The following is a 24,882-nucleotide window of genomic DNA, read 5'->3' on the forward strand; positions in this document are numbered from 1 at the left end:
AAAAGACTTTCGGCCCCCGAATAATTCTATCGCCGACAACTCACGGCGATTCCTTCTCCGAGCGGGACTACCGACGTTTCGAACTCCTCGTCTTCCCGCATCGCTACTAGATACTCCGCGATACCGCGACTATCTTCGTCCATCTCCGGGTCGTTCCCTTCGAGTGCGTCGAGAATCAAGTCGAACTCCTGTATTCCACTGACCATCGCATTGTCAGCAACGATGACGCCGCCCGATGCGACCTTGTCGCGCACGGCTTCCAAGGCCTCGGGGTAGCCGTCCTTGTTGTGGTCGATGAGAACGACATCGAACGGTCCATCGTGTCGTTCGATGGCATCCATGGCGTCGCCATTCTCGAAAACGGCACGGTCGGCGAATCCGGCCGTTTCGAGAAACGCACGGGCTTCCCGAAGTTCGCTCGCGTCGTACTCCGTAAGGACGATTTCGCCGTCATCGGGAAGTGCCTCGGCGAACCAATACGCCGAGTAGCCGAATCCCGACCCGAATTCGAAGATACGCTCCGCATTCGTAACGGAGGCGAGAAACCGAAGGAACTGACCGACTTCGCGTCCGACGGTCGGGAACCCTTGGCCACGCTCTTCCATCGCTTTCAGCGTCTCGTCCGGCTCGGGCAGTGCGGCACGAACGAATCGCTTCGTCTCTTCCGGTAGGATCTCAGTCATACGGCACAAAACGACTCCGATACGGTTAATACTCGGGGTATGCGGTCAGGTCCGATGTACCGTCCACCTGTTCGAACCATTCCGTCTATGTTGATGAACTCGTCCCTCGTCGTCTTGTTATAATGAACAACGTGATCGTAACCAGAATCCAGAGTGCGACCATTTTGACGCCTGCTTCTCCCGTTTCGGTGGATCCTTTTGTTTCACCCGTTCTGTCCCCCATTTTACCGTTCCCCATCCTCATAGACACGGAAGACGATGAGGACGAGAATAAAGATGATGGCGATTCCGTCGTTCTCACGCCGATGCCGAACCGGCATTCGAAAATAGCGACGCTCATTTCCGAAGTAGTATCGCTGGACGAAGGACGTGGCATTTTCAGTAGTACGCAAAATGAACAGAGCCGAACGTGTTACCCGACCCGGTACCGTCCCCGACCGAAATCGATGAGAAAAATCGCAACTGCGGAAACGGGAGTGTTGCCCTCATTCGTACATTGTTCATTTATCAATCCAACTTCAAATGGTGGCCACATCTCCGAATATCGACGCGTAGGTGGTGACTACTCCAGGGAAGGCTAGTCATACCAAAGTGGGTTTCGAGCGTCATTCCTTCTGAAGAAACGACCATGTCTGCTCCGAATCACACCCCATACGGAACAGGGAACCGCTCCGAAACGACCACCCGCCGTCTCTGTGAGGGTGTCTGATGGCTGGAAAGCCAACCTGCGAGATGGTGGTTTGCGAGACCGGGTGGATAGAGCTTCGAAATCCGGACGAAAGCGACGAGCAGTGGTTGCTATCGGATACTGCCGCCGAAATCCGTCAGTGATCGATTCTCTCCGGGATATTCATAACAACGTGTTATGGACGACATCGTCAGACACCCGCCTGACTGAACTTCTTGTAGATGCCCGCTGTTGGATCGTGATATGGCATTCGTGACTGTCGCATCCATCTACGGAACCACCAACACAAACGCGACAGTCGACGGTGAGGCTGTATGAGCGGCCAATGTGTTCGGATAGAGGTGTTGGTCGCGGATTCACCAGAGGACGCCCCACTAGTCGAATCCGACTCTCGCGTCGATGTTTCGGTAAACGGTCAGATGTATCCGACCGCGAAACTCACCGACGGTCGATATGTGGCGTGGTGGTTCGAACCGACTGCACCGGCGGTCGATTCCAGCATCACGACCGAGTGGGTCGCTGCACCGACCCGATATTTGGCGGCCGTGACGTTGGGTGAACTCTGGGAGAACCCGGCGACGTTCGAGACGCTTACCAAGGCGTAGTTGAAAGGACGAACAAGTCCATTCCGTATCCCTCCTCCCCATTACAGGCGGTCGATACCCGTCTTCGACTGGTGGGTGCTTCGATGGAGGGTTCGTCTTTGCGTTGGGCGCGACTGGCCGTTCCGCATTCCCCGCTGACGACGGTCACGTGGATGGAGTGTAATCGACGAAAGGAGCAACCGACCCACCAGAGCAGTCACGCTGAGGTTAAACAGAACCACGAAAAGAACTTCCGAGGTTACGAACGTCACGAACAACCCAGTCAGCAATACACGGACGCTGAGTCCCATCGCACCGACGGCGAGGAGGCTGGTGAGGAGGGCTTTGGTCCACCCATAATCCCGTCGCATATCTCCATGCTCGTAATGAACGGGAGACAGCGCGACGAAGCTTGCTGACAACTGATCGATTCCTACCCGCGGGCGTGCCGGAAACGGTACTCGTGATGACCCGTAGCACTGTGCTAACGACTCCCTCGACCGACGAGTACGTTTCTCCATCGTGTACGCGTTCGACTGGGTCCGTATTTAAACTGCGTCAGTCCATTGTCTGACGCTGATTTTTCTGTAAAAAAGTCTTCGCCGTTCGAATCACGACAGTCGCTCGACCTTGATATACTGGTTCGAAGCGGGAGACTCGTCCTCGAACAGCGTTTTGAACGACACGTTCGGGTCCGCGCGAAACCGTGCCAAGCAGTCCTGACACAGAGCAGAGGCGGAAGGCGAGGGCTTTTGGATCGGATGCGAGGAACCGTCTATCGCCGTCCGAATGACTCTGATAATGGCGTCGTCTAAACAGCGATCACAGGAGTATCGGTCGTTGCGTGAGTTGGCTCCGTTTTTGTGTGTATTTCGATTCATCGAACTCCGAATTCGATTCACGTCTTTTTACTGCAAGAGTATGAGCGACGTGCGGGCGAGCGGTCGATTCGTAATCACTCCGTACCGGGTTCGTGTCCGTCGTTGTTGCTCTACTGATGCCAAATCCAAGCCTCGTCGCGAGACGACGAATTTTGCGGAGCAAAGGTTGCTACGACAGAAAGCTATCCAGATTCCAACGATTATCGGTACTCGCGATGCATCAGTCGCACTCGGTACCTCTTCCCGCCATCCCGACGCTTGGGCACGAAGTCGAACCGTCTCACCCGAATCGATGGGCCGGTTTTATCGTGCAGTGGCCGTCCTGATTCCATGTGCTCCCCATCACCGCGCTCGCCGAAAATTACCCGGAAAAGCGTTGCTCCAAGTGGTCGATTGCGTTCTCCTCGATTTTCGAACAGATACATCGTCCGTTCAGTTGTTGGATGGACGGTTGGAGTAGACCGTTCGTACTTTCAACTAACCATTGCCTGGCCGATGTCTCGATTCCGATGAAAGGAGGTGTTCGAAACTGAGTCACCGGACAGCACAACCGATTTCGAGGGAATCTATGCGCAGTAGTCGAATGGGTATGTATGGCGAAAGCCGCAATCGTTGTTCTGGCCGCGACTGAATCGCACGCGGATTGGGCCGGTTGACCAACGCACTGCAGGCCGCAAAGGAGTTCCAAGAGGCCGGTGACGAGTTAGAATAATCTTCGACGGTGCCGGTACCCATTGGGTAGACGAACTTGCCGACGAGGACCACCCCGAACACGTGTTGTACGCGTCCCTCGAAGCGCACGTCAGTGTCTGTGAGTACTGTGCCGGTGCCTTTGAAGTGGAGGAGGAAGCGGCGGAGAGTGAGGTTGAAGTGGTCGGCAAGTTCGAGGGTCACCCGAGTATTCGACAGTTGGTCGGAGACGATTACGAAGTCATCACATACTGAGGACGCGTTCACACTGCCCCGGAATCGCTCCTTCCTCCGCTTGTTTGGCGCGGATACTGTTGGAATTAGGAGAGTAATCGTCGTTTCGCAATCGGTAGTGTCCTTCGTGCCGACGTATCGGATTACTATCCAAAACCTAGTTACTAGCGGTAACCCTATACTCGTCGGGGCTCTAGTAACGAAGTAAGGATGACCGAGCAATTGAATCAACTCGAAATTTGGTGTGAGGGGGAGGAGTGGTGTCCAATTACCTCCACGACCACACTTATCGGGAAGAAATGGCACCCAGTAATCATACACCGTCTGCTCGAATACGGTCCAAGTGGGTTCAACGAACTGAAGCGGGCCGTGGATGGTATCTCCAGCAAAGTACTCTCCGATAGTCTCGAAGATCTCGAAACCAAACAGCTCGTTTCGCGTGAGATCGTCAATCAGAAACCGGTCCGTGTCGAATACTCGCTTACTGGCCACGGCGAGTCGCTCCGTCCAGTTATCACCTCGATGCGAGACTGGGGGATGGGGTATCTCACTCCGGCAAAGGATGTGGACTCATCGATCGCGTAGGTATCATCATCCGCTCAAATTTTCCCGTTCGTCTCTCGATTTCTTCTTCCTCCCCGATACCACGACCACTCGGTAGGGAGCGTGCGGACGTCCTCGAACTATGAATTCGGCGGTTCGTTTCCACCATCCGTTCCGGATGCGTTCGTTGACCGCAGCTGACATTCCCTCCCGAACGAATTATCAACTTCTCAACCGTCTAGACCGATAGCGAGGGGAGAGGGTGAAAATTTGGAGTGAACGGGACTCTGACGGTATCGCGATTGGATGGTGGCTATTTGGAATCGCCATCGCCATCGTCCTCGTCGTCTCGCTCGATACGTACCTCGGATGGGTGGTATTCGGGCTGTTCCTGTACTACGTCGCTCGGCCGATTTCTCGATGGCTTCAACGTCGGGGATTGTCCGCTAGTCTCGCGTCGCTTCTCACGCTGGCTCTCATCATTTTGCCCTTCGTTGGATTACTCGGCGCTATCGTCGTCATCTCTTTCGGACAGCTCTCGACGATACGACCAGAAGATATCGAGCAACTCGCTCGAACGCTTTTCCCGGGCCTCGATATCAAAACGATACCGACCGAACCGACGCAGTTGTACGATTCCGCCACACAACTCCTGCGCGAACCGTCGGTGCAAAACCTGCTCAGTCAGTTCGGTGGCTTCGTCGGGACGTTTGCGACACAGGTGTACAACCTGTTTCTCGCGCTCGTTTTTGTTTTCTTCCTGATCCGGGACGAGAGCAGTATCGCGGACTGGTTCCGGAGGACGGTTGCCGACGAGGAGACCACGACGTACGAGTATCTGGATGCGGTTGACCGCGGATTGAACTCGGTCTTCTTCGGTTACACACTGACTATCTTCGTCATCATCGTCGTCTCCGCGATAATTTACAACGGCTTTAATCTCATCTCGCCGCCGAGGATGGCGATTCCACAGACCATGCTCGTCGCCGTTGCAACCGGACTCGCAACCCTCATTCCGCTTGTTGGGCGCTCCATCGTGTACTTGACCGTCGTCCTCTATCTCGCTATCATTGCGATCGAAACCAACCTGACCCGGCTTTGGTTCCCTATTCTCTTTTACGCATTTATGGCGTTCGTGTTCGACAACGTCATCCGAACGTACGTGCGACCGTACCTCTCCGGTCGGATGTTCCACACCGGACTTATCATGTTCGCATATCTCCTCGGCCCACCGATCTTTGGCTGGTACGGTATCTTCCTCGGACCACTGATAATGGTCATCGCCGTCCAATTCCTGTGGAAGGTATTTCCGAACATTCTCCCCGGTACGTCGTCTGCAACCGATGTATCAACGGTGAACGAGGAAGCTCAGTCGCCGGACGGACCGATACCACCGGGCCACGGAGGTGATCGGACGGGGGCAAAACCGGACGACCAAGACCGTGGGGACTCTACGCCGTGACTACCGTAGTTCGTTTTCGCCGACGACGAGCGCGTTCGAAATCAGGTTTTTATACGCTCGACGGAGACGCTCCGATAGCGCCTGATGTGAGATTCCGAGGCTGTCGGACAGCTCTTCACCCGATATTTCCCGCGGGATGTCGTAGTAGCCCGCTTCGAGCGCGGCCATGAGCGTTTCGTACTGTTCTTCGGTGAGTCCGTACTGCCCCCGCCGTGGTGATTCGTCTATCTGATATATCTGCTCGATTTCGAGGGGGATATCGTTCTCTTCGCAGAACTCGTACGTCGCCGACAGCGAGTCCCGGTCGGGGAACAGAATCCTGAGTTGCCAGCCATCGTCCTTCCCGTTCGCATCGATGATGGTGCCACTCTCCTCGACGAGGATGTGAATCGCGAACTTAGTTCTGCCAACCCACGACATCCGGTACAGCCTTTCTTCCTCCAAATCCACGAGCAGTTCGACGTTGTCCGTCGTCGGGTCGTCTTCGAGCGCCGCTTGGAGCGCTTCGAACTGGTCCGGCTCCGCCGACGCCCAGATGTATGGCATGACCCGTTCGGGTTCGGTGGCGACGACGCGCTCGACTTCGAACTCGACTTCCGGAACTCGCTCGAGTGTCGTCTGCAGTGCGAACCCTGAGGCTGGAATTCCCACGATGGCGATAGTACTCATACCACTCTCTAGGCACCTCGGGGGAATGACTCTGCTGGCGGATGTGTGCTATTTTGTCTCTACTGGAATGTGCAGGCGGTACGCTCTTTATGGCGCGTCAGAGTTCACCGTATGATGGACGATTCCGAAAATCTGTCTCCACTAGAAGTTTTACGTGAAGCGGCACTCACCGGCGTGACCGTCGTCGTTCCGCTGCTCATCACTGTGTACGTTCTCGTTGTCCTGCTCACTTTCGTTGCGGACATCCTTCGACCGCTGCTCGAGTTCGTTTCCCTCTCTTCGATTTACGTTCTGGGTGGCGTTACTGCGGCAACCGTTTCCGCGCTGATTTTGGTTATCGGATTCATCGCACATTCGCCGATGGGCGAGCGTGCAATCGACAACTTCGACGAAGCCATCAGCCGCGTACCGGGGCTCGGCACCGTCTACCGGAGCTTTCGACGGATGGGCGATGCCATGATAGAGAGCGATGCCGACCACTTTCGTGACGTCAAACTCCTCGAATTTCCCACTGACGGAGCCTACACGTTCGCGTTCGTAACGGCGGAAACCCCGGAGGGAATCGAAAGAGCGGTCGGTGAAGGCTCCATGACGACCGTCTTTCTCCCGATGGCTCCAAATCCAGTCATGGGTGGGTTCGTCGTCAACGTCCCCGACGATCAACTCGTGGATATCGATCTAACGCTCGAAGAAGCGTTCCGGGGAATCGTTACCAGTGGCGTCGGAATCGACGAAATGGACGCCGGTGGGAACGGCCTTTCCGAAGAGGAACTTCGCCAGCTGACCGGATATGACGTCGCAAAACGGCAGAAACGAACTTAGCGGGCCAACGACGCAAGCGCGCCAGCGAGTATCCGTGTCGCTGCGGCACAGTCGTCCCATTCAGTCCATTCGGCGGGATTGTGTGAGATCCCGTCTCGCGACCGGGCGAAAAGCATCGCCGTATCGGTTTCTTTCGCGATATGCATCGTGTCGTGGGCGGCCCCGGAATGAAGGTCGAGAAGTTCGATATCGGCTTCGTCACCTGCATCGTGCACTGCTCGCCGACAGCGGTCGCTCATCACTATCGGTTCGACATCGAACTCCCGGACGAATCCGGTTTCCACACCTCGCTCCGACTCGAGACGGTCCAGCGAATCCTGCGCCAGCGAGACAAGTTCATTCATCGCATCATAGGAAACGTCTCGAATATCGACACCCATTTCGACCGCTCCGGGAACGACGTTTGTCGCGTTCGGACGAACGTCTAGTTTACCGACCGTGCCGACCGTCGTCTCTCCGATCTCGTCGGCACCTCGTTCCACATCCTGTACGAACTCGCTCGCGGCGACGAGCGCATCGGTTCGTTCGTCCATTGGAGTCGCCCCGGCGTGATTCGCCTCCCCGAAGACTTCTACATGGCAGTGTGTGATCCCGGTAATCGTCGTTACGACGCCGACCGGCAAGTCGGCGCGTTCGAGGCGTTTACTCTGTTCGACGTGGAGTTCGAGCCACGAATCCCACTCGCTTGCGTCGATCCTCCCTTCGCCACGGAATCCCATCGTTTCGAGCGCATCTTCCAGCGTTGTCTGCCCGTCCTGCAGCGCGAGGGCCTCCTCGACCGATCGCTCGCCAACTGCGACCGACGACCCGAGCAGTCCGTCGGCGAATCGTTGACCTTCCTCCTCGGTGAAGGAGACAACTTCGACCGGTCGACTCGGTTCGATACCCGCATCCTGCATCGCCCGTACCGCTTCCAGTGCGGCGTAGACGCCGAGTGGCCCATCGAAGACACCTCCCTCCGGAACCGAATCGAGGTGGCTCCCTGCCGCGACGGCGTCCGCATCCGGGGCCGCAGTTTCGGGCGTCCACCGCCCGACGATGGTGCCGACCGCGTCCACTCGCACATCCAGTCCGGCGTCTTCGAGTCGCTCGACGAAGTACTCACGTACTTGGCGATTTGCTTCGGTTCCAGTGAGAACGGTTCGTCCGTGACCGTCTACATCGAGCGCGCCGAACTCGGCGTTCGTTTCGATATCGTTCCTGAGTCGTTGGCTATCGATTTTCATGACTCTGGGAAGGGTTTCGACGGGTAATAAGAGAGGGGATGTCTGGCATGCTCTGCCGGAAAGAGTATCCCACAACTGTCTCCTCCCGGTGAATGTTTCGATAGATGATGTTATTTTCCGCCATCCGCTTCCCGTGAGATGGGGCAGGGTTTAGACGATGGGGATGGTATCAGTGGATATGGCCGCCAGCCACTCGGTGACGGAGTCCGACGAGGGGCCGAGAGACGCCGTGACGCTGACCGACGTTCGGAGGACGTACCACCTCGGAGAACCGGTTCACGCGCTGGACGGCGTCTCGTTGTCGATTCCACGGGGCTCGTACACCGCAGTCATGGGACCGAGTGGGTCGGGAAAAAGTACCCTCCTCAATCTCATCGGCTGTCTCGACACCCCGACGGAGGGGATGGTTCACGTCAACGGGCGAAAAGTGACGGGACTCTCCGATGGCGAACGGACGGACGTTCGTGGAGAGGAGATTGGCTTCGTTTTCCAGACCTTCAACTTGATGCCGCGATTGACTGCTCGCGAGAACATCGCGCTTCCCCTCGTTTTTCAGGGGATTTCCCGCTCTGAACGACAGGAACGCGCCGACGACCTGCTCTACAAAGTCGGGCTTCGCGGGAGGGGCGACCACCGTCCGAACGAACTGTCGGGTGGGCAACGCCAACGTGTCGCCATCGCTCGCGCGCTGGCGAACGACCCTGCGATTATTCTGGCCGACGAACCGACCGGCAACCTCGACAGCGAGACGGGCCAACAGATCATGGGTCTCTTCGAGGAACTCAACGACGACGGCCACACCGTTTTGATGGTGACTCACGAGCGCAATATCGCGGAACACGCGGAACGTATCGTTCACATTCTGGACGGCACCATCGAGCGCGTGGAAGAAATCGAGGTTCCGCGCCGGGTCGAAGAGACACACTAGATCGACTGCCACACGAACAATCAAGCAGTCCCCCCGCCAACTCGGTTCCATGCATATTGCGTTCGTCGCATACGACGGCATGACCGTGCTCGATTTCGTCGGCATCTACGATCCACTAACTCGGCTCGATACGATGGGATTTCGGAACGACGTGTCGTGGGACGTTTGCGCCCGAACCGACCGCGTCACCGCGAATGCGGGCCTCGAAATCGTTCCCGACGTCGTGGACGAACCACTCTCGGGGTACGACATGCTGGTGGTGCCGGGCGGATTCGTCGCCCGTGACCTAGCCGAGAACGACGAGTTCACCTCGTGGTTGGCGACCGCGGATGCGGAGTGGATCGCCTCGGTCTGCACGGGGTCGCTCCCCCTCGGGGCCGCGGGATTTCTGGAGGGAAAACGCGCGACCACGCACCCCGACGCCTACGATCGACTAGCCGAGTACTGTGAGGTTGTCGAAGAACGCGTCGTTCGGGACGGACGGGTCGTGACGGCGGGCGGTGTTACGTCCGGTATCGACCTCGGTCTGTGGCTCTGTGCCGAATTGACCGACGAGTCGATCCGTGACGAAATCAAGACACAGATGGACTATCCGTATTAGCAGGTCGTCATTCCGGATGGCGGTACCGCGGTCCTATAGTGCGGTTCTCGGCCACGCCGGGGGAGAGCAGGGGAACGGTTATACGTCCTGTACGTGTCGCTGTTGGTGAATGATGGACGAGATCGACGACGTGGGCTTCGTTGCGATGAGCGTCCTTCCGGTGCTCGCGGTCATGGGACTCGCCAGTTTCGATATCGTACTCGGGGTGTTCCTGTTCGTTGGCGTCGTTACCGGAATCGTCCGCTATCGTCAGGGGCAGAAGTGGCTAGCGTTCGGGTGTGTGCTTTTGTCAGCTTCGGTCTCCTCGCTTCCGTTCATCAGCAGCAGGCCGCTCGTCATCGTCGTCTTTTTTGGCGGCGTTGTCGTCTCGCTGGTCATTCTCGTTTTCGGTCAGTTGGGCCTCATCGAACGACTTTCCCTTCCGTCGCTTCACGGTCGGCGTCGCTGAAGGGAACGAACCCACCGGTAGCACGAACTCACGAGTGCTATTGAGTTCTCCCCAGAACGACTGATATTTTGCTCGAAAAACATTTTATCTTCGTGACGGACTCTCAAGTAGCGGAGCCACCGCGACCGAAAGCATGAGTGCAAACGACACGGCCGTGACTGTCCTGTTCACCGTCGATTCGCTTCGTTCCGACGCCCTTCCAACGGATGGCGTCGTTTCTGCGCTGGGTGAACGAGGGACCGTCTTCGAACACGCGTTCGCTCAGGGGAACTGGACGCCGTTTTCGTTCCCGTCGATTCTCGGTGCCGAACAGGTGTTCAACGATTCGGGGGATATCGGTGTCGCCGATGCGCCGACGCTAGCCGAGACGCTGTCCGATGCCGGAGTATCGACCGCGGGATTCAACGGTGCGAACGGCTTCCTGACCGAACACTGGGGATACGACCGCGGATTCGATGACTTCGAATCGTTCACCTCCGGAACGGGGGACAGCCTCTACAGCAAGTATCTCACGGCCCATCCGACCGTTCAAGCGTGGCTCCAAGTCGCTGCCTCACCGATTCGGCGACTGTTCGGAAAAAGGGGTGGGGCGCGAAACGTTTCTCGAATGCTCGACGTGGAGCACCGAGCTATCGACTTCGTCGAAGAGGCTGAACCGCCGTTCTTCCTCTGGGTCCATTACATGGACGTTCATACGCCGTACGTCCCTGCCCCGAAGTTTGTCCGCGACGAGACTGGCACGAAGGTCGGCTCGCTCAAAATGCTTCGAGCACATGCGAGGGCAGGGTTGGGTCGTGAAGTGAGTGACGATTCCCTCGCCGATCTCGAATCGCTCTATCGGGCCGCAAGCAGGCAGGTAGACGCCAGCGTTGGTCGGGTGCTATCGGCACTCGACCGACGAGGAGTACGCGACGACGCTTGCATCGTTCTTACAGGTGACCACGGCGAGGAGTTCATGGAACACGGCCATCTCGCCCATTATCCGAAACTCTACGAGGAATTAGTTCACGTGCCACTCATCGTCCGAACCCCGGACGACGGGCCGAAATCCAAGCGTGGAAACGAGGATACAGTCGAGTGTGCGGTCGGTCTCGACTCGATTCCGGCCACCATCTGTGACACGATGGGCGTCGAACACGACTTTTCGAGCGGCAGTTTGCTCGGCGACGCCTCTGATCGAGTGCCGGTTACTTCCGTAGCGGTACGTGGCACCCACGTAACACAACAGCCGATTCCACGTCGGTTGAAGGACGGTGAACTTCTCGTGAGTGCACGAACCGCTGACTGGTCGTACATTTACCATACGGAATCGGGGAACCGCGAGTTGTACGACCGACGCCGCGATCCGACCGAACAGGAGAACAGCTGGGACGAACACGAGGGGTCGGAGTTCGCTGGTCGCCTCCACGATGCGGTTGAAAATCGAATCGACGATATCGAGACCGACGGGCGAAGCGAGTCGGTCGAACTGCCGTCCGACGTGACGAATCGGTTAGAGGCGCTCGGCTATCAGTGACCTCGTTGGTTTCCACCGACTGTCCGAGCGATGGTCGTTTTGGTTGTCGGTGTCTAACGTTTGCTGGGGGAGAGAATACTGATGAGAGAGAGCGCAAAAACCCGATTCGTGGAGGGTGGATGATGGCACGAGTGCTCGTTGTTTTCGGTACATCTGAGGGGCAGACAGCCACGATTGCCGAGCGGATTGCGGACGTGCTCGAATCGGAAGACCACTACACGACGTTGGTTCACGGACGACACGTCTCCGAGGAGTTTCGACTTCGCGACTACGACGCCGTCATCGTCGGTGCGTCGATTCACATGGGAAAACATCAACGGTACCTGACTCGATTCGTTCGGGAACACGCAGCGGAGTTGAACGAACTCCCCTCGGCGTTTTTCTCGGTCAGTCTCACGGCCGCAGCGGGGACCGACGAGTCACAGGCTACGGCACAAGGGCTGGTTGACGAGTTTCTCGCGACAACGGGGTGGCATCCGGACGAGACGATGACCGTTCCCGGCGCGCTTACATACAGTCGATATGGCTGGATCAAGCGGTTCGTGATGAAACAAATCGCGAGGCAAGAGGGTGGAGGTACGGACACGACACGGGATTACGAGTACACTGACTGGGATGAAATCAGCTCGTTCGCCATCCGTTTCGCCCGCTCGTTAGAATGAACGATGTCGAAAAACGTCCGCCTCGTCCGTCCACAACGGGCGGACGAGAGTGGACTTCCCACTTCCGTCGTTCTCAGAAGGTGCGCCGTGCCGTAGTACTCAGTAGGTTGAGTTCGCTACTGAAGATGGTCGCGTCCCCCGAGAATCGGTATCGTTCACCCCGGCTGAAGTTCGCGTCACGTGCGAACATCAGTGCCGTGAGCGCGGCGTTCGGACCGCCGAGGTCGTACCGGATGACCCAGCCACTGTATTCGTCCGGCTGACTGATTTCTGCCACGTCGCCACCGCCCGGTCGCCGAAGCAATCGAACGACTGTCGATGCCTCGAGTGCGTTCGTGATGCGGAACGGAACGTTCGGGTGATACGCGTACGTGTACACCAACACGTTCTCCCTCCGTTGTGCGGTAGCGGTTCCGGCACTGCCGAGACCCAGCGCGAGCGCACCCGTCGCGAGTGCACCCTTTTTCATAAATGTTCGCCGTGACTCGTCCGAAAGGACGTCCCCTGCGTTCTCTCCTGCACTTTTTGTGTCTATACTCTCACTCTCTGCCATACTTAACCCCCGTTAGAATATTGGACACTCTCATATATAAGGAAGTATTATTGTTATCTTTGGGGACATTTCCCCTCTTCCCTCCACACCTCCCAACTCCTCTTCCCTCGTGTCTCTTGCGGTACCGTGGAATTACTATTTATCAGCAAGCGTTTCGAGGACGCGGTCGAACCGGGTCCGAACATCCGACGCGATGTCTTCCATTTCCGGATTGTCCACGACCGAGAGCATGGCTTCTGGGTCCACTGCGCTGACGACGACACTGTCATCCGTTTCGTAGATGACGACGTTGCAGGGAAGCAGCACGCCGAGATCTCGCTCCGTGTCCAGCCCCTGTTTCGCGAGCGGTGGGTTACACGCGCCGAGAATCCGGTACTCGGGATAATCCTCGATACCAAGCTTTTTCTCGAACGCGTTGCTCACGTCGATGTCGCTCAGGATGCCGAAACCTTCGTCGCTCAGGGCATCCGTGGTTTTGCCGATGACCTCCTCGAATTCGCCCTCGACGTGTAGCTTGTCGTAATACGTCATCGATTCCCAGTACAAGAGACGGGAAGTTAGTAATTGAGGTTTCACAATGCGATTTCGCTCAGTTACTTTATTTTCAGTACAGAATTCCGAGTATGATTCCATTGAACCCCTGTCGGATGATATCGCTGAAATCAAACGATACGGTTCGGGGGAACACTTGCCCACTTACTACCCGTTTCGACGAGAAAGGTGGTAGCAACGCAGGATCGGAATACGATTTCTCGCCACCGTAGGAGTACGAGCGTGCGATTAAAGCTCCGTTCAGTCCGCGTGAGCGGCTGATTCTTCCTGGCCCCCGCTCGATTCGAAGTACGTCACGTACATTTGTGCGACGAAGACGGCAGTGAAGACCACGTTGAGAACCGTCGTGTATGTATGAGGAACTGATCCACCAGTCCCCGCTCGTTTCGGAATCAGACCGACTGCACCCCATGCATAGTGAGTCACGATGCCCGTTAGAGTGGCGACCGCGAAGATGGAGAGGAACAGTACCGCTGCCAGACGTTTGCCGTAGTATTTGCGATACATGTCGACGATGTGGGGAACGATTAGGTCAGCGTAGATGAACGACATCACGCCTCCAAACGGGATTCCGGACGACCATAGCACTAGTGCGAAGGGAACGTTCGCCACTGAACAGACGAACGTAAGGACGCCGACGAGGACGCCGATCGCTGACCCGAGTACGACCCACGCGACAGTCCCTTCGGGTGCGAGCGTGAATAGCTGTGCCCACCACGATCGTGGTACGAACGCGGCGAGAAGCGAGGCGATAATGAATCCTGCGACGAGATCGTCCCACAACATTTCCCACTCCCCGATGGCATTTCTGAAGGCGTTTTTCCATCCCGAGACGGTGAACAGTTTCTCCCTCCACGTCGCGGGTTTCTGCTGATTTACGAAGGTCTCTTTGCACGACTCCGAGCAGAAATACGCCGTTCCATCGTCCGTCTCGATGTACACGCTATCGTCGTCGTTCGGGTCGACTTCCATTCCACACACCGGGTCACGGACGGTTCCGTTTTCCTCGTCGCCCGAGCGAGCGTGGTCGCGCGCGGCTTCGAACCACGAATCGGGGACGATGTACTTCGTAATGCCCGCCAGCAGAAGGATCATCAGGATACCGCCGAATACGTCGGCGGCGACGAACTGCCAGCCGAGCAAAATCCACATCACGAGTCCGATTTCGATGACAAGGTTTGTGCTGGCGAACTGAAACCCGGCGAAGGACGATTCCGGCGAAGCTCCCTTCTTGAATAGTGATTTCGCCGTGGCGACGGCTCCGAACGAGCAACTCGACGAGAGAAACCCGAAGAGGCTGCCGAGCCCGATCTCACGTAGACCCCTTCCGCCGAGCACGTCGGTCATACGGTCCTCGCTGACGAACGCCTGCACTGCCCCCGCGATGGTAAATCCGAGTACTAGCGCCCACCACGTTTTCCACGTCATGTCGCCGAGGAACGTCGCAGCATCCACGAGGTTTTGAGCGATGTTCATGGATGGAACTAGGGACACGATGTTTTCGGTCGTTGTGGTTAATGGAACGGTAATTCGAACGTCGGTCTGCGAACGGATACTCCCGGAAAATCGCGTAAATCAACCGATTAGAAACCAGCCACATCAAAAACTCATTTATTAGTTCGGCCATTCACCCTAATCGTCTTGCCTTTCTAAAAAATACCGCTTCAAAGCTTGATCAAATAAGGTGGCGTAGCTTCCGGCACCGAATGCCAGCAAACGCTACGAAAGTGTTTGGGAACAGTAAGTCTCTATCGAGAACCGTCGGAAATGGCGCTCGAACTCTGACGGCGAGGTGCATACTCGGTACGACAGAAATGGGGCGAAAACCGGGGAAACACGCACCCCAGCCGAATCCTTTTGCCGTCTCCGTTCTTCGACCGTACCATGTCATCACCACGGTACTCTGTCGCACGCTATCTGAGCATCGATAGCGCCGAGTCGCCGACGATTTCGGTCGACGGCGAAATCGTCTATCTCACCGATACGACCGGAACGCCGCAGGTCTGGTCCCTCGACGCACCGAACACGTATCCGACTCGACTCACCGCGTACGACGAACGAGTTTCGTTCGTCTCGGCTTCGCCATCCCGTCCGGAGGTGATTTTCGGCATGGACGAAGGAAGCAACGAACACGATCAGCTATTCCGGTACAACCTGCGAGACGGTACCGAAACTCCACTAACTGACGACCCTGGATCGATACACCTGTGGGGCGGATGGAGTCCTGACGGCGATCAGTTCGCGTTCACGGCGAATCGTCGTGAACGCGATACCTTCGACGTGTATGTACAGACTCGGGACGAGTTGGAGCCAACACTCGTCCACGAGGGTACGGGTGGTTTCCTCGGTATCGAAACGTGGGGGGAACCCGGTATCGTGCTTTCGAAAGCACACGCCAGCTTCGACTACGACCTGTTCCTGCTCGACCCCGAAACGGGTGACCACCGAAGGTTGAGCGACGACACTGAAACACGGTACGGAAACGTGCAATTCGGCCCCGATGACGGACTCTACTGCGTGACGAACTACGGTTCCGATACGGCAGACATCGTCCGAATCGACCTCGACGACGGAACGCACGAGACGATACAGTCGGGTGACAACTGGAACGTCGAAGGGTTCACGCTGCACGTGGGAACGGACCGTATCGTCTGGAGTCGAAACGTCGATGGCTACTCCGACGTCCAAGCTGGCACTCTCGTAGGCGATGATATCGAGTCATTGGCTGAACCGGACCTCCCTGAAGGTGTCGTGTACGACCTCGGTTTGGGACCGGATGGCGAGCAGTGTGTCCTCTCACTCAGCCGGAGCGATGACCCGAGAAGCGTCGTTACGTTCGACCTGGGGACGGGAGACTCGGAGCGATGGACGAACTCCGGAACACTCGGCATACCCCGTGAGAGCCTCTTCGAACCGGAAACGATTCGATACGAGACGTTCGACGGGCGGGAGATTCCGGCCTACTGGACGCTTCCCGAGAACGTCGAATCGGACGGCTCGTCCGGAACGGTCCCCGTCATCGTCGACATCCACGGGGGTCCGGAGCATCAACGACGGCCGTGGTTCTATCCAACGAAACAATACTTCCTCCAACAGGGATACGCGATCTTCGAACCGAACGTTCGCGGGTCGTCAGGGTACGGCACGGAATACACGCACCTCGATGACGTCGAAAAACGAATGGATTCGGTTGCGGATATCGAATCGGCAGTCGAGTGGCTCCACGACCACGAAGCCGTCGATTCTACCCGTATCGTCGCCTACGGGCGCTCCTATGGCGGATTTATGGTTCTCGCGGCAATAACGGAGTATCCTGACCTCTGGGCCGCGGCGGTCGATTTCGTCGGCATCGCCGACTTCGAAACGTTCCTCGAAAACACCGGCGAGTGGCGGCGCTCCCATCGTGCACGGGAGTACGGCTCGTTGGACGATCCCGAACATCTCGAATCCATCAGCCCGATTCACAAGGTCGACCGAATCGCCTGTCCGCTGTTTATTCAGCACGGTGCAAACGACCCCCGTGTGCCGGTCGGTGAAGCCGAGCAGATCGCCGAAAAGGTTCGAGACCGAGGCGTTCCGGTCGAAACCTGTATTTTCGAAGACGAGGGTCACCACACGACCTCACGCGAGAACTTGATCGAGGAATTCGAACGCATCGCCGAGTTCTTGGACGAACACGTCTAAGTAGGGTGTCCGCCCATTTCCCGAGAGACTCGTTCGTCGTCGAACCGGTCGATTTGGTGGGTTGGAATGGCTGTACCTAGGTTTGGTGTCCGGTAACCAACACGTCGATAAGTGGTGCTCGCTGCAATCGACTTCTACACCCCTAACTCGTCGGCTAAGTCGTAAATCGATTCGATAACGAGGTCCGGCTCGTCGCCGAATGGCTCCCACGGCTTTCCTTTTCTGTCCAACCACACGCCCTGCATTCCGGCGTGTTTCGAACCCTGTACGTCGAACCATCCGGCGGTGATATGTGCGATTTCCTCGATCGGGGTCCCGGTTCGTCCCGCAGCATGGCGGTAGATCTCCGTGTCGGGTTTGAACGTCTCCACTTCGTCGGCGCTGATGGTGTCTACGAGGAGGTCGCCGATGTCGGCGTGTTCGACCATCGAATCCAACATTTCCGGGTTTCCATTGGAGACGACGTAGCAGTCGTAGCCACCGTCGCGGAGTCGCTCGATTCCGTCTCGCACGTCGTCGAATACATCGAGTTCGTGATAGACGGCGAGGATTTCGTCGCGCTCGTCCGCGGTAATGTCGGCATCGTGGGCGGAGAGAGCGTACTGAAGCGCATCCCGGTTCATCTCATAAAACGGTTGGTACGAATCGGTGTGGTTGGCGACGAACGTGTATTCGAGCGACCGTGCACGCCAGAGATCGGAGACGGGTTCCGGATCTTCGACGCGCTCGGCGAGCGCTTTTTCCGCGGCATCGACATCGACCAGCGTGCTGTAGGAGTCGAACGTAACGGTCGTAACTCGGTCGGACTCGAAGGACATGGACGGTGTTCGCTCGGAACGGAGTTAGTCGTAGGGGCAAAAGCAGGGATTTCCGGTACTCCTTGCTCCTCGATCGTGCAGCGATCAAAACGGGAGTGACGTTCAGTTCCTACAACCGGACCGTATGTTGTTTCGCCGAACCGACCCCGTCGAACTCGGAGAGTTGGCCGCCGCACGAACTCCGTGTTTCGGACGGACTGAGATACACCTCGAACTGGGAACTACAGCCGATGGTTCCCCAGGTCTCGATAACTGTCGTCGCTCCCGTCGCTTTCGGTTGTAGCGTGTAGAGCAGTTCCCCCCTTTCTGGGACGTTTCGGAACTGAAACACGTGTTCTGAACCCGGTTCGAGGGTGTACGCCTGGTCGAAAACGACGTTATCCTTTGGGCGAATTCGCGTCGCCTGCATCGTAAACTGGAATTCGCCGTCATCGCGTTCCTCCTTCCCCGTATTTTCGTCCTCGTCCCCGACTACGTCGTCGACCATGTCCTGAACGTCGATTTCGCCCTCGTCCTTTACCGTTTCCGTTTTCCCGTTCTTGTCGGTTATACGGTACGCCGAAATCGGCTGACTCGAAACGGAAAGCGTGAACAGTTGTGGATTGTCGGTCGGATTCTTTACCAAGAGCCGGTTTCCGGTCGATGACTGTGACTGGTTTTCGGTACGTGATTGACTTCCGATCGAGGATTGTGATTCGTCACCGCTGGAACTTTCCGTCTGTTTTGCAACAACCGAAGCCATCGTCCCGGTGAGAAGTACTGTCCCCCCTGCGAGTAAACGTCGTCGTGATATGTGATCGGAGAACTTACCCATGATACCCCACAGAACGGTGTCGCTCTTCAGCCCTTTCAAGGCTGTGGCACTCACGTGACACTATCGTCCCCTGATGGGGTGGTCGGTATCTCACTCGTGGCCCGACACGTGAACTGCTGAGTACGGCTCTTCGAGATACGCTAAATCGCCGGACGAGAGGTCGATATCGAGCGCTTCGACAGCGTCTTCTAGATGTTCAACGCTAGTCGTCCCGACGATCGGCGCGTCCACCCATTGTTTGTGGAAGAGCCACGCGAGCGAAATTTGCGCCATCGTCACGCCTTTTTGGGCGGCAAGTTCCTGCACTCGTTCGTTGATTTCCGCGCCGCCGTTATCCGCGTAGGGATGCTGGTGTGCGTAATCGTCGGATTGTCCTCGAGTCGTATCCTCGAACGCTTCGTGTGGCCGGGTGAGATAGCCACGTGCGAGGGGACTCCACGGAATGACACCGATCCCCTCTTTTTTACAGAAAGGAAGCATCTCGCGTTCTTCCTCGCGGTACACCAGATTGTAATGATTTTGCATCGTCACGAATCGGTCGAGGCCGAGTCGCTCACTCGTGTGAAGGGCCTCGGCGAACTGGTGTGTCCACATCGAACTCGCGCCGAAGTAGCGAACTTTTTCCCGTCGAACCGCATCGTCGAGTGCCCGTAGGGTAACGTCTATGGGCGTCCTCTCGTCCCACCGGTGAGTCTGATAGAGGTCGATCGTATCCATGCCGAGTCGGGAGCGGGAGTTGTCGAGTTCCTGTTCGATAGCCTTCCGTGAGAGCCCTCCCGAGTTCGGGTCGTTCTCGTTCATCTGGAAGTAGCCCTTCGTGGCTACCACCATCTCGTCGCGCCGACCATCCAGCGCCTTTCCGAGGATTCGTTCACTTTCGCCGCGTGAGTACATGTTCGCCGTGTCGAAGAAGTTGATACCGAGCTCGATGGCTCGTTCGATGATCGGCATACTCTCTTTCTCGTCTAGCACCCACTCGCGCCAGTCACTCGACCCGAAGCTCATACAGCCGAGGCAGATGCGACTTACCTCCATACCCGTATCGCCGAGCGTCGTGTACTCCATATCGAGAATCTCGCTTGCGGGTGGCAAAAAGCTACGCCACCCCGGAGAGTAACGTGCTCACACGATTATATATCTGAATAGATTTCTCAGAAGCTATCTAGAAAGCTATCTCACTTGGATTCCTTTGGAGCACGGAACGGTAGCGCAACTGAATCACACGCGGAAAATAGCGATTCGACGGTTCCGTTCATCACTCATTGCGTCACTCTTCTAGCAATTAGTGAACAGAACAAATAATATTAGTTTTTAGGAATAAATACCTATCGTAAAGAAAGGCGATAGTATGAAAACGAATATTTGGGTGCTACCAATCGACCCGCCGCAGACACGGGTGTTGTTCCTGCCGATTTGGAACGCAATGTACCAGGACTAACGATCCATACTGTCGACGACGTACAGGATGTTCTCAACGGTATCGAGGAGTGGAACGTCGATTGCGTCGTCAGTGCCTACGTGTTTCCGAGGTGGGACGGGATCACACTGTCCGAACGAGGCCGCGACCGCTTTCCATACGACCACGGATAGTGGATCGGGACTGGGTCTGTCCATCGTGAAAGGAACCGCCGAGGCCCACGGGTGGTCGATTTCCGTTCGTGACGGAACGGACGGCGGTGCGTGTTTTCGGATTCTGCTGGAGTAACCTACGGTCGCCGAAACCCTTCGACAGTGGGAGCGTCCAACGGACTCGTCGGAAGACCGTCCGTTGGCTCGGGGTCGTTGTATCCGCGTGGCGCGACGTCGTTCGGCGAATTCGGGTAGAACAACGACGCGAGCAGTTGGATCTGTTCACGGCCGACGCTCAGTTCGAACTGGCCACCACCATACAGTCGTATTTCGTGACGATCACAGTATTCGAGCGTGTCGAACAGCGACTCGACGCTTCCGAAGCGCGATGGCTTGATGTTCAACCACTTCGGCTCGAACGGAAGCGACTCGACACTTTCGACGCTTGTAATCGGGACGTCCCACGAAATTCTGTTCCGAGCAGAGTCGAGAATCGGTGCGGTTTCGTTGGTGTACGCCGGGTCTTCGATAACTACGTCGGGAAGGCCGTCCCGAACACGACAATACAGGTCCGGTTCAGCCGATTGTCCGACGGCTGCATCTTCGTACTGTGATTTCAGATCGACGATTCGAACGTTACCGGTGGCGGCCAGTTCCGAGACGAGTTCGGATGACCACTCAGGCGTGGCGTCGAGCTTGAACGATAGGTGAGGATCGATATCCAACCACCGTCGAACGCGCTCAGCACTCGGAGGGTCACCCAATCGCGTGCTCACCACGAACTCCACTGGAAGGGCAGTTCGTCCGAGAACGGTCGGGAGATCGGTGCCTGCCTGTCGAAGCGCCAAATCCAGTGCTGAACTCTCGAACCCCCACCGTCTGTACTGGCGGAAGTCGTCGCGGGACGGTCCAGCGGGAAACAAATCGAGGTCGCTCAGCGTCGCCGAAAACTCATCGAGCGTGTATTTACCGGACAGATCGAACGTCGCGTCTGCCAGTGCGTACTGATCGTCCGCCTCGTAGGTTACGTCTTCGCCCCGGCCGGTTTCGCCAGCACCCTGCAGGACGATTTCAGTCGTAACGCGCGTGAAATCGCTGGAGGTGTCTCGTTCGTGTGTTTCGAACTCGCATGCTTCGATTTCGAGCGGGAGATCCGCGATTTCGTCGTAAAGGCCCATAGGTGAGAAACGACGGGGGTGGGAATAACTGTCTGGTGGTGTCGACGAGATCATTCGTTGGGAGATGAACTTTTGGCACTGCCTCCCGACTCACACCTATGACCGTCTGGGTACTCGGCGACCAACTGACGACAGCGACCGGGCCACTCACGAACGCCGGGGATGAGCGAATCCTTCTCGTGGAAGCACACGACTTCGCCCGACGAATGCCATACCACCCGCAGAAACTCACACTGCTGTTCAGCGCGATGCGCCACTTCAGGGATGAACGCCGGAACGATGGACGGGAAGTCGTCTACCGGCAGTCGGAGACTTTTCTCGAAGCACTGAAAGCACACTTCGAGGTGTTTCCCGGCGACGAACTGCGACTGATGGAACCGGCCAGTCACGGTGCTGGAAACCGACTGCGAGAAATAGCCACGGAAGCGGGCGGAACGCTCGAACTCGTGCCGAACGACCTGTTTCTCGTTTCACCGCAGGCGTTCGACGAGTGGGCCGGTGAGGATACCACCCGATTCCGCCACGAACAGTTTTATCGATGGATACGCATGCAAACCGGTTATCTGATGGACGGGGACGACCCGGAGGGTGGCGAGTGGAACTACGACGATGCGAATCGTGAATCGCCGCCGCCGGAGTACGAGTTCCCCGACCCGCCATCGTTCGACCCCGACGAACTGACCCGTGAGACGCTGGCGTGGGTCGAACGGGAGTTCGAGACGTGGGGCACCGCTGACGAATTCCACTGGCCAGTCACACGGGAAGGGACGCTCGACGCGCTCGACCAGTTTATCCAGCACCGACTCGCCGATTTCGGGCCGTATCAGGACGCGATGGTAGGGTCTGAGTGGGCGCTGAACCACTCCATCCTTTCCTCGTCGGTCAACCTCGGATTACTCCATCCCCGTGAACTCATCGAACGGGCTATCGCGGCCTACGAGAGCGACGAAGCGCCTCTCAACAGCGTTGAAGGCTTCGTCAGGCAGGTGCTCGGCTGGCGGGAGTTCATGCGACACGTCTATCGCCGACGAATGGACGAGATGGCGGCCGCAAATCAGCTCGAAGCGCACCGAGAACTGTCGCCCCTGTACTACTTCGGCGACACCGAGATGAACTGTCTATCCATCGCAGTTGACCGCGTGTGGAAACGTGGTTACAGTCATCACATCGAACGATTGATGGTTCTCTCGAATTTCGCACTTCTCATCGGGGCCAGTCCACGGGAACTCAATCGATGGTTTCACTTCGCCTACGTCGATGCCTACCATTGGGTGACGACGCCGAACGTCGTCGGGATGGGTGTCTTCGCGACGGACGCACTCTCGACCAAACCCTACGCGTCCAGCGGACGATATATCGACCGAATGAGCGACTTTTGTGGGAATTGTCGATACAACGTCAACGAGACGACTGGACCGGATGCCTGTCCGTTCAACGCCCTTTACTGGGATTTCCTCGTCGAAAACGAGGGACAACTGCGAGATAATCACCGAATGGCACTGGTCTACAGCAACCTCGACCGAAAGGACGAGGACGAAATCGATGCGATCCGTGAACGGGCACGAACGGTTCGTGAAATGGCCGAGCGTGAAACGCTCTAATCGGTCTTCTCCGACGGCCGAACGATCGGTTTCGGATAGTCCTCACCGATAACGACCCCGTACCGATTCTGCTCGGCGGGGCTGAGATTCCACGGTTCATGTGCTTGTTCAGGCGGGATGCCGTCCAGTTCCGGTAGCCAGTATTTGACGTATGCTGCGTCGGGGTCGTACCGTTCCGCCTGCCAGACGATATCGAACGAACGGTTCCGCGAATCGTTTCCGACACCCGCGATGTACGCCCAGTTGCCGTAGTTGCTGGCCGGATCGTAATCTACGAGGTGGGTTTCGAAATACGCCGCGCCCCTTCGCCAATCGATTCCGAGGTCGTTCGCAAGAAAGCTGGCGACGTTCTGGCGACCGCGATTCGACATGAAACCCGATTCGTTCAGTTCTCGCATGTTCGCATCCACGAACGGAATCCCGGTTCCACCGCGCTTCCATCGTTCGAGCGCGCTTTCCGCATCTTCGTCGCCGCCTTCTCGATCATCCCTCCAGTCGATATCCCGCCGTCGAATCCCCCCCTGCTCGAACAGCTTGCTCCCGTGTTTTGCGAACTGAAACTGAAAGAAATCCCGCCATAGTAGCTCGAAGAAGAGCCAGTAGGTCGATTCGTTTTCGACTCGTTCACGTTCGTACCGTTTGACGGCTTCGTACACCGTCCGGGGGGACAAACAGCCCAAATTGAGCCACGGCGATAGTTTCGAGGAATAGTCCGAACCCAACAGTCCGTTCCGTGTTTTCTTATATTCCCTAAGGCGGTCGCGTTCCCAGACGTACCGTTCGAGTCGATCGAGTCCCGCCGTCTCCCCGCCCTCGAAATCGAGGACCGCGCGCTCGTCCGGCGTCGAACTATCGACACCGAGGTCGGTAAGCGTCGGGATCGTGCCCGTTTCGAGGCCCCCCGAGGGAAACGTCGGGCTCGGTGGAAGTGTCGGCGGTTCGACCGTCGGTCGAACCGCCGCGTTCGAACCCTCGACCCCCTTTCGAAAGGCCGTAAACGTGTCCTCGATTTCGTTGACTGCGACCGGCAAGTCATCGGGGTGGTAGAGCGTGTGTCCCGGAAACGATTCGATCTCGATGCCTGGTGTCGCCTCGCTCGCCCGATCGGCTACAGCTCGTTCGACGGCGATTTCCTCTACCGTCGGATAGGTGTGGAAATACACCGCGCTCGCGTCGATTTCGGCGGCCAGCGTCGGTACGACCGATTCCGGCGTTCCGTGACGGACGACCAATTCCGACCCCATCTCGCGGAGTGAAGTTCGAAGGTCCTCAACGCTCTCCCGAATGAATCGCGCGCGGTGGTGCCCGGTTTTCTCGTAGCGAAACGATCGCTTCCCGCCATACTCGCGTGAACTGAACGACCGAGGGTCGAAACAGAACACACAGAGCAGTTGCTCGCTTTCGCTCGCAACTGTCAACGCGTGGTTGTCACGGAAACGAAGGTCGTTCCGAAACCAGACGATGGCCGTTTTCATA

General features: G+C 57.1%; 26 protein-coding genes and 1 pseudogene. 14 read left to right on the forward strand and 13 right to left on the reverse strand.

Annotated features, from left to right (window positions below; translation table 11 throughout):
• Positions 1-26: 26 nt before the first annotated feature.
• A complete protein-coding gene (locus OOF89_RS14700) occupies positions 27-683 on the reverse strand; it encodes an O-methyltransferase (protein WP_266080357.1) in 657 nt (218 codons plus the stop codon).
• Between the two features lie 708 nt (positions 684-1,391).
• Between OOF89_RS14700 and OOF89_RS14705 the strand changes: the two genes are divergently transcribed.
• Complete coding sequence (locus OOF89_RS14705; RefSeq protein WP_266080359.1) at positions 1,392-1,514, forward strand: hypothetical protein; 123 nt, start codon at positions 1,392-1,394, stop codon at positions 1,512-1,514.
• Between the two features lie 171 nt (positions 1,515-1,685).
• Positions 1,686-1,976, forward strand: a complete 291-nt coding sequence (locus tag OOF89_RS14710; protein WP_266080361.1) for a hypothetical protein — start codon at positions 1,686-1,688, stop codon at positions 1,974-1,976.
• A 41-nt stretch (positions 1,977-2,017) separates the two neighbouring features.
• Here the strand turns inward: OOF89_RS14710 and OOF89_RS14715 are convergent, their stop codons facing one another.
• On the reverse strand, positions 2,018-2,326 hold the full coding sequence (locus tag OOF89_RS14715) for a hypothetical protein (RefSeq protein ID WP_266080363.1): 309 nt from the start codon (positions 2,324-2,326) through the stop codon (positions 2,018-2,020).
• Positions 2,327-3,429: 1,103 nt separating this feature from the next.
• Between OOF89_RS14715 and OOF89_RS14720 the strand changes: the two are divergent.
• The 3 genes and pseudogenes from OOF89_RS14720 to OOF89_RS14730 all read left to right on the forward strand — a co-directional run bounded on the left by OOF89_RS14720 (position 3,430) and on the right by OOF89_RS14730 (position 5,765).
• Positions 3,430-3,781: pseudogene (locus OOF89_RS14720) on the forward strand (DsrE family protein).
• A 189-nt stretch (positions 3,782-3,970) separates the two neighbouring features.
• On the forward strand, positions 3,971-4,345 hold the full coding sequence (locus OOF89_RS14725; protein ID WP_266080364.1) for a winged helix-turn-helix transcriptional regulator: 375 nt from the start codon (positions 3,971-3,973) through the stop codon (positions 4,343-4,345).
• 220 nt (positions 4,346-4,565) lie between these two features.
• Complete coding sequence (locus OOF89_RS14730; RefSeq protein WP_266080366.1) at positions 4,566-5,765, forward strand: AI-2E family transporter; 1,200 nt, start codon at positions 4,566-4,568, stop codon at positions 5,763-5,765.
• Here OOF89_RS14730 and OOF89_RS14735 read toward each other — a convergent pair whose 3' ends face one another.
• Positions 5,766-6,434 (reverse strand): helix-turn-helix domain-containing protein, encoded by a 669-nt coding sequence (locus OOF89_RS14735; RefSeq protein ID WP_266080368.1) that lies wholly within the window; start codon positions 6,432-6,434, stop codon positions 5,766-5,768.
• 111 nt (positions 6,435-6,545) lie between these two features.
• Between OOF89_RS14735 and OOF89_RS14740 the strand changes: the two genes are divergently transcribed.
• Positions 6,546-7,256, forward strand: coding sequence for a DUF502 domain-containing protein (locus OOF89_RS14740; protein WP_266080370.1), 711 nt, complete (start codon positions 6,546-6,548; stop codon positions 7,254-7,256).
• Here the strand turns inward: OOF89_RS14740 and OOF89_RS14745 are convergent.
• Positions 7,253-8,482: a Zn-dependent hydrolase gene (locus OOF89_RS14745; protein WP_266080372.1), complete on the reverse strand. Its 1,230-nt coding sequence runs from the start codon at positions 8,480-8,482 to the stop codon at positions 7,253-7,255. The genes OOF89_RS14740 and OOF89_RS14745 overlap by 4 nt on opposite strands.
• 178 nt (positions 8,483-8,660) lie before the next feature.
• Between OOF89_RS14745 and OOF89_RS14750 the strand changes: the two genes are divergently transcribed.
• The 5 genes from OOF89_RS14750 to hemG all read left to right on the forward strand — a co-directional run bounded on the left by OOF89_RS14750 (position 8,661) and on the right by hemG (position 12,637).
• Positions 8,661-9,410, forward strand: a complete 750-nt coding sequence (locus OOF89_RS14750; protein WP_266080560.1) for an ABC transporter ATP-binding protein — start codon at positions 8,661-8,663, stop codon at positions 9,408-9,410.
• A 49-nt stretch (positions 9,411-9,459) separates the two neighbouring features.
• A complete protein-coding gene (locus tag OOF89_RS14755; RefSeq protein WP_266080374.1) occupies positions 9,460-10,011 on the forward strand; it encodes a DJ-1/PfpI family protein in 552 nt (183 codons plus the stop codon).
• A gap of 109 nt (positions 10,012-10,120) precedes the next feature.
• Positions 10,121-10,459, forward strand: coding sequence for a hypothetical protein (locus OOF89_RS14760; RefSeq protein ID WP_266080376.1), 339 nt, complete (start codon positions 10,121-10,123; stop codon positions 10,457-10,459).
• Positions 10,460-10,592: 133 nt separating this feature from the next.
• On the forward strand, positions 10,593-11,975 hold the full coding sequence (locus tag OOF89_RS14765; RefSeq protein WP_266080378.1) for a sulfatase: 1,383 nt from the start codon (positions 10,593-10,595) through the stop codon (positions 11,973-11,975).
• Positions 11,976-12,097: 122 nt separating this feature from the next.
• Positions 12,098-12,637 carry a menaquinone-dependent protoporphyrinogen IX dehydrogenase gene (gene hemG, locus OOF89_RS14770; protein WP_266080380.1) on the forward strand — a complete coding sequence of 180 codons (540 nt, stop codon included), beginning with the start codon at positions 12,098-12,100 and terminating at the stop codon, positions 12,635-12,637.
• A gap of 73 nt (positions 12,638-12,710) precedes the next feature.
• Here the strand turns inward: hemG and OOF89_RS14775 are convergent, their stop codons facing one another.
• From OOF89_RS14775 to OOF89_RS14785, 3 genes are all read right to left on the reverse strand, one after another.
• Entirely contained in the window at positions 12,711-13,190 is a 480-nt protein-coding gene (locus OOF89_RS14775) for a twin-arginine translocation signal domain-containing protein (protein ID WP_266080382.1), read from the reverse strand.
• Between the two features lie 135 nt (positions 13,191-13,325).
• Positions 13,326-13,721: a DUF302 domain-containing protein gene (locus tag OOF89_RS14780; RefSeq protein WP_266080383.1), complete on the reverse strand. Its 396-nt coding sequence runs from the start codon at positions 13,719-13,721 to the stop codon at positions 13,326-13,328.
• Between the two features lie 261 nt (positions 13,722-13,982).
• Positions 13,983-15,218: a permease gene (locus OOF89_RS14785; protein WP_266080385.1), complete on the reverse strand. Its 1,236-nt coding sequence runs from the start codon at positions 15,216-15,218 to the stop codon at positions 13,983-13,985.
• A gap of 408 nt (positions 15,219-15,626) precedes the next feature.
• Between OOF89_RS14785 and OOF89_RS14790 the strand changes: the two genes are divergently transcribed.
• Positions 15,627-17,426: a S9 family peptidase gene (locus OOF89_RS14790; RefSeq protein ID WP_266080387.1), complete on the forward strand. Its 1,800-nt coding sequence runs from the start codon at positions 15,627-15,629 to the stop codon at positions 17,424-17,426.
• 134 nt (positions 17,427-17,560) lie between these two features.
• Here the strand turns inward: OOF89_RS14790 and OOF89_RS14795 are convergent, their stop codons facing one another.
• The 4 genes from OOF89_RS14795 to OOF89_RS14810 form a co-directional block, all read right to left on the reverse strand.
• Positions 17,561-18,244: a haloacid dehalogenase type II gene (locus tag OOF89_RS14795; RefSeq protein WP_266080389.1), complete on the reverse strand. Its 684-nt coding sequence runs from the start codon at positions 18,242-18,244 to the stop codon at positions 17,561-17,563.
• 109 nt (positions 18,245-18,353) lie between these two features.
• Positions 18,354-19,112 carry a hypothetical protein gene (locus tag OOF89_RS14800; RefSeq protein ID WP_266080391.1) on the reverse strand — a complete coding sequence of 253 codons (759 nt, stop codon included), beginning with the start codon at positions 19,110-19,112 and terminating at the stop codon, positions 18,354-18,356.
• Positions 19,113-19,148: 36 nt separating this feature from the next.
• The gene (locus tag OOF89_RS14805) at positions 19,149-20,123 is read right to left on the reverse strand and encodes an aldo/keto reductase (RefSeq protein WP_266080393.1); all 975 of its coding nucleotides are present in this window, start codon (positions 20,121-20,123) and stop codon (positions 19,149-19,151) included.
• Between the two features lie 369 nt (positions 20,124-20,492).
• Complete coding sequence (locus tag OOF89_RS14810) at positions 20,493-20,672, reverse strand: hypothetical protein (RefSeq protein WP_266080395.1); 180 nt, start codon at positions 20,670-20,672, stop codon at positions 20,493-20,495.
• A gap of 1 nt (position 20,673) precedes the next feature.
• On the opposite strand from OOF89_RS14810, the gene OOF89_RS24560 reads away from it, so the two are divergent.
• Complete coding sequence (locus OOF89_RS24560; protein WP_328517192.1) at positions 20,674-20,763, forward strand: hypothetical protein; 90 nt, start codon at positions 20,674-20,676, stop codon at positions 20,761-20,763.
• A 1-nt stretch (position 20,764) separates the two neighbouring features.
• Here the strand turns inward: OOF89_RS24560 and OOF89_RS14815 are convergent, their stop codons facing one another.
• On the reverse strand, positions 20,765-21,805 hold the full coding sequence (locus OOF89_RS14815) for an enolase-like domain-containing protein (RefSeq protein ID WP_266080397.1): 1,041 nt from the start codon (positions 21,803-21,805) through the stop codon (positions 20,765-20,767).
• A gap of 98 nt (positions 21,806-21,903) precedes the next feature.
• On the opposite strand from OOF89_RS14815, the gene OOF89_RS14820 reads away from it, so the two are divergent.
• Complete coding sequence (locus tag OOF89_RS14820) at positions 21,904-23,406, forward strand: cryptochrome/photolyase family protein (protein WP_266080399.1); 1,503 nt, start codon at positions 21,904-21,906, stop codon at positions 23,404-23,406.
• Here the strand turns inward: OOF89_RS14820 and OOF89_RS14825 are convergent.
• The gene (locus OOF89_RS14825) at positions 23,403-24,881 is read right to left on the reverse strand and encodes a DASH family cryptochrome (RefSeq protein ID WP_266080401.1); all 1,479 of its coding nucleotides are present in this window, start codon (positions 24,879-24,881) and stop codon (positions 23,403-23,405) included. The two genes, OOF89_RS14820 and OOF89_RS14825, sit on opposite strands and share 4 nt — an antisense overlap.
• Position 24,882 lies beyond the last annotated feature (1 nt).

Origin of the sequence: Haladaptatus caseinilyticus (genome assembly GCF_026248685.1) — an archaeon.
Taxonomy (GTDB): Archaea; Halobacteriota; Halobacteria; order Halobacteriales; family Haladaptataceae; genus Haladaptatus; species Haladaptatus caseinilyticus.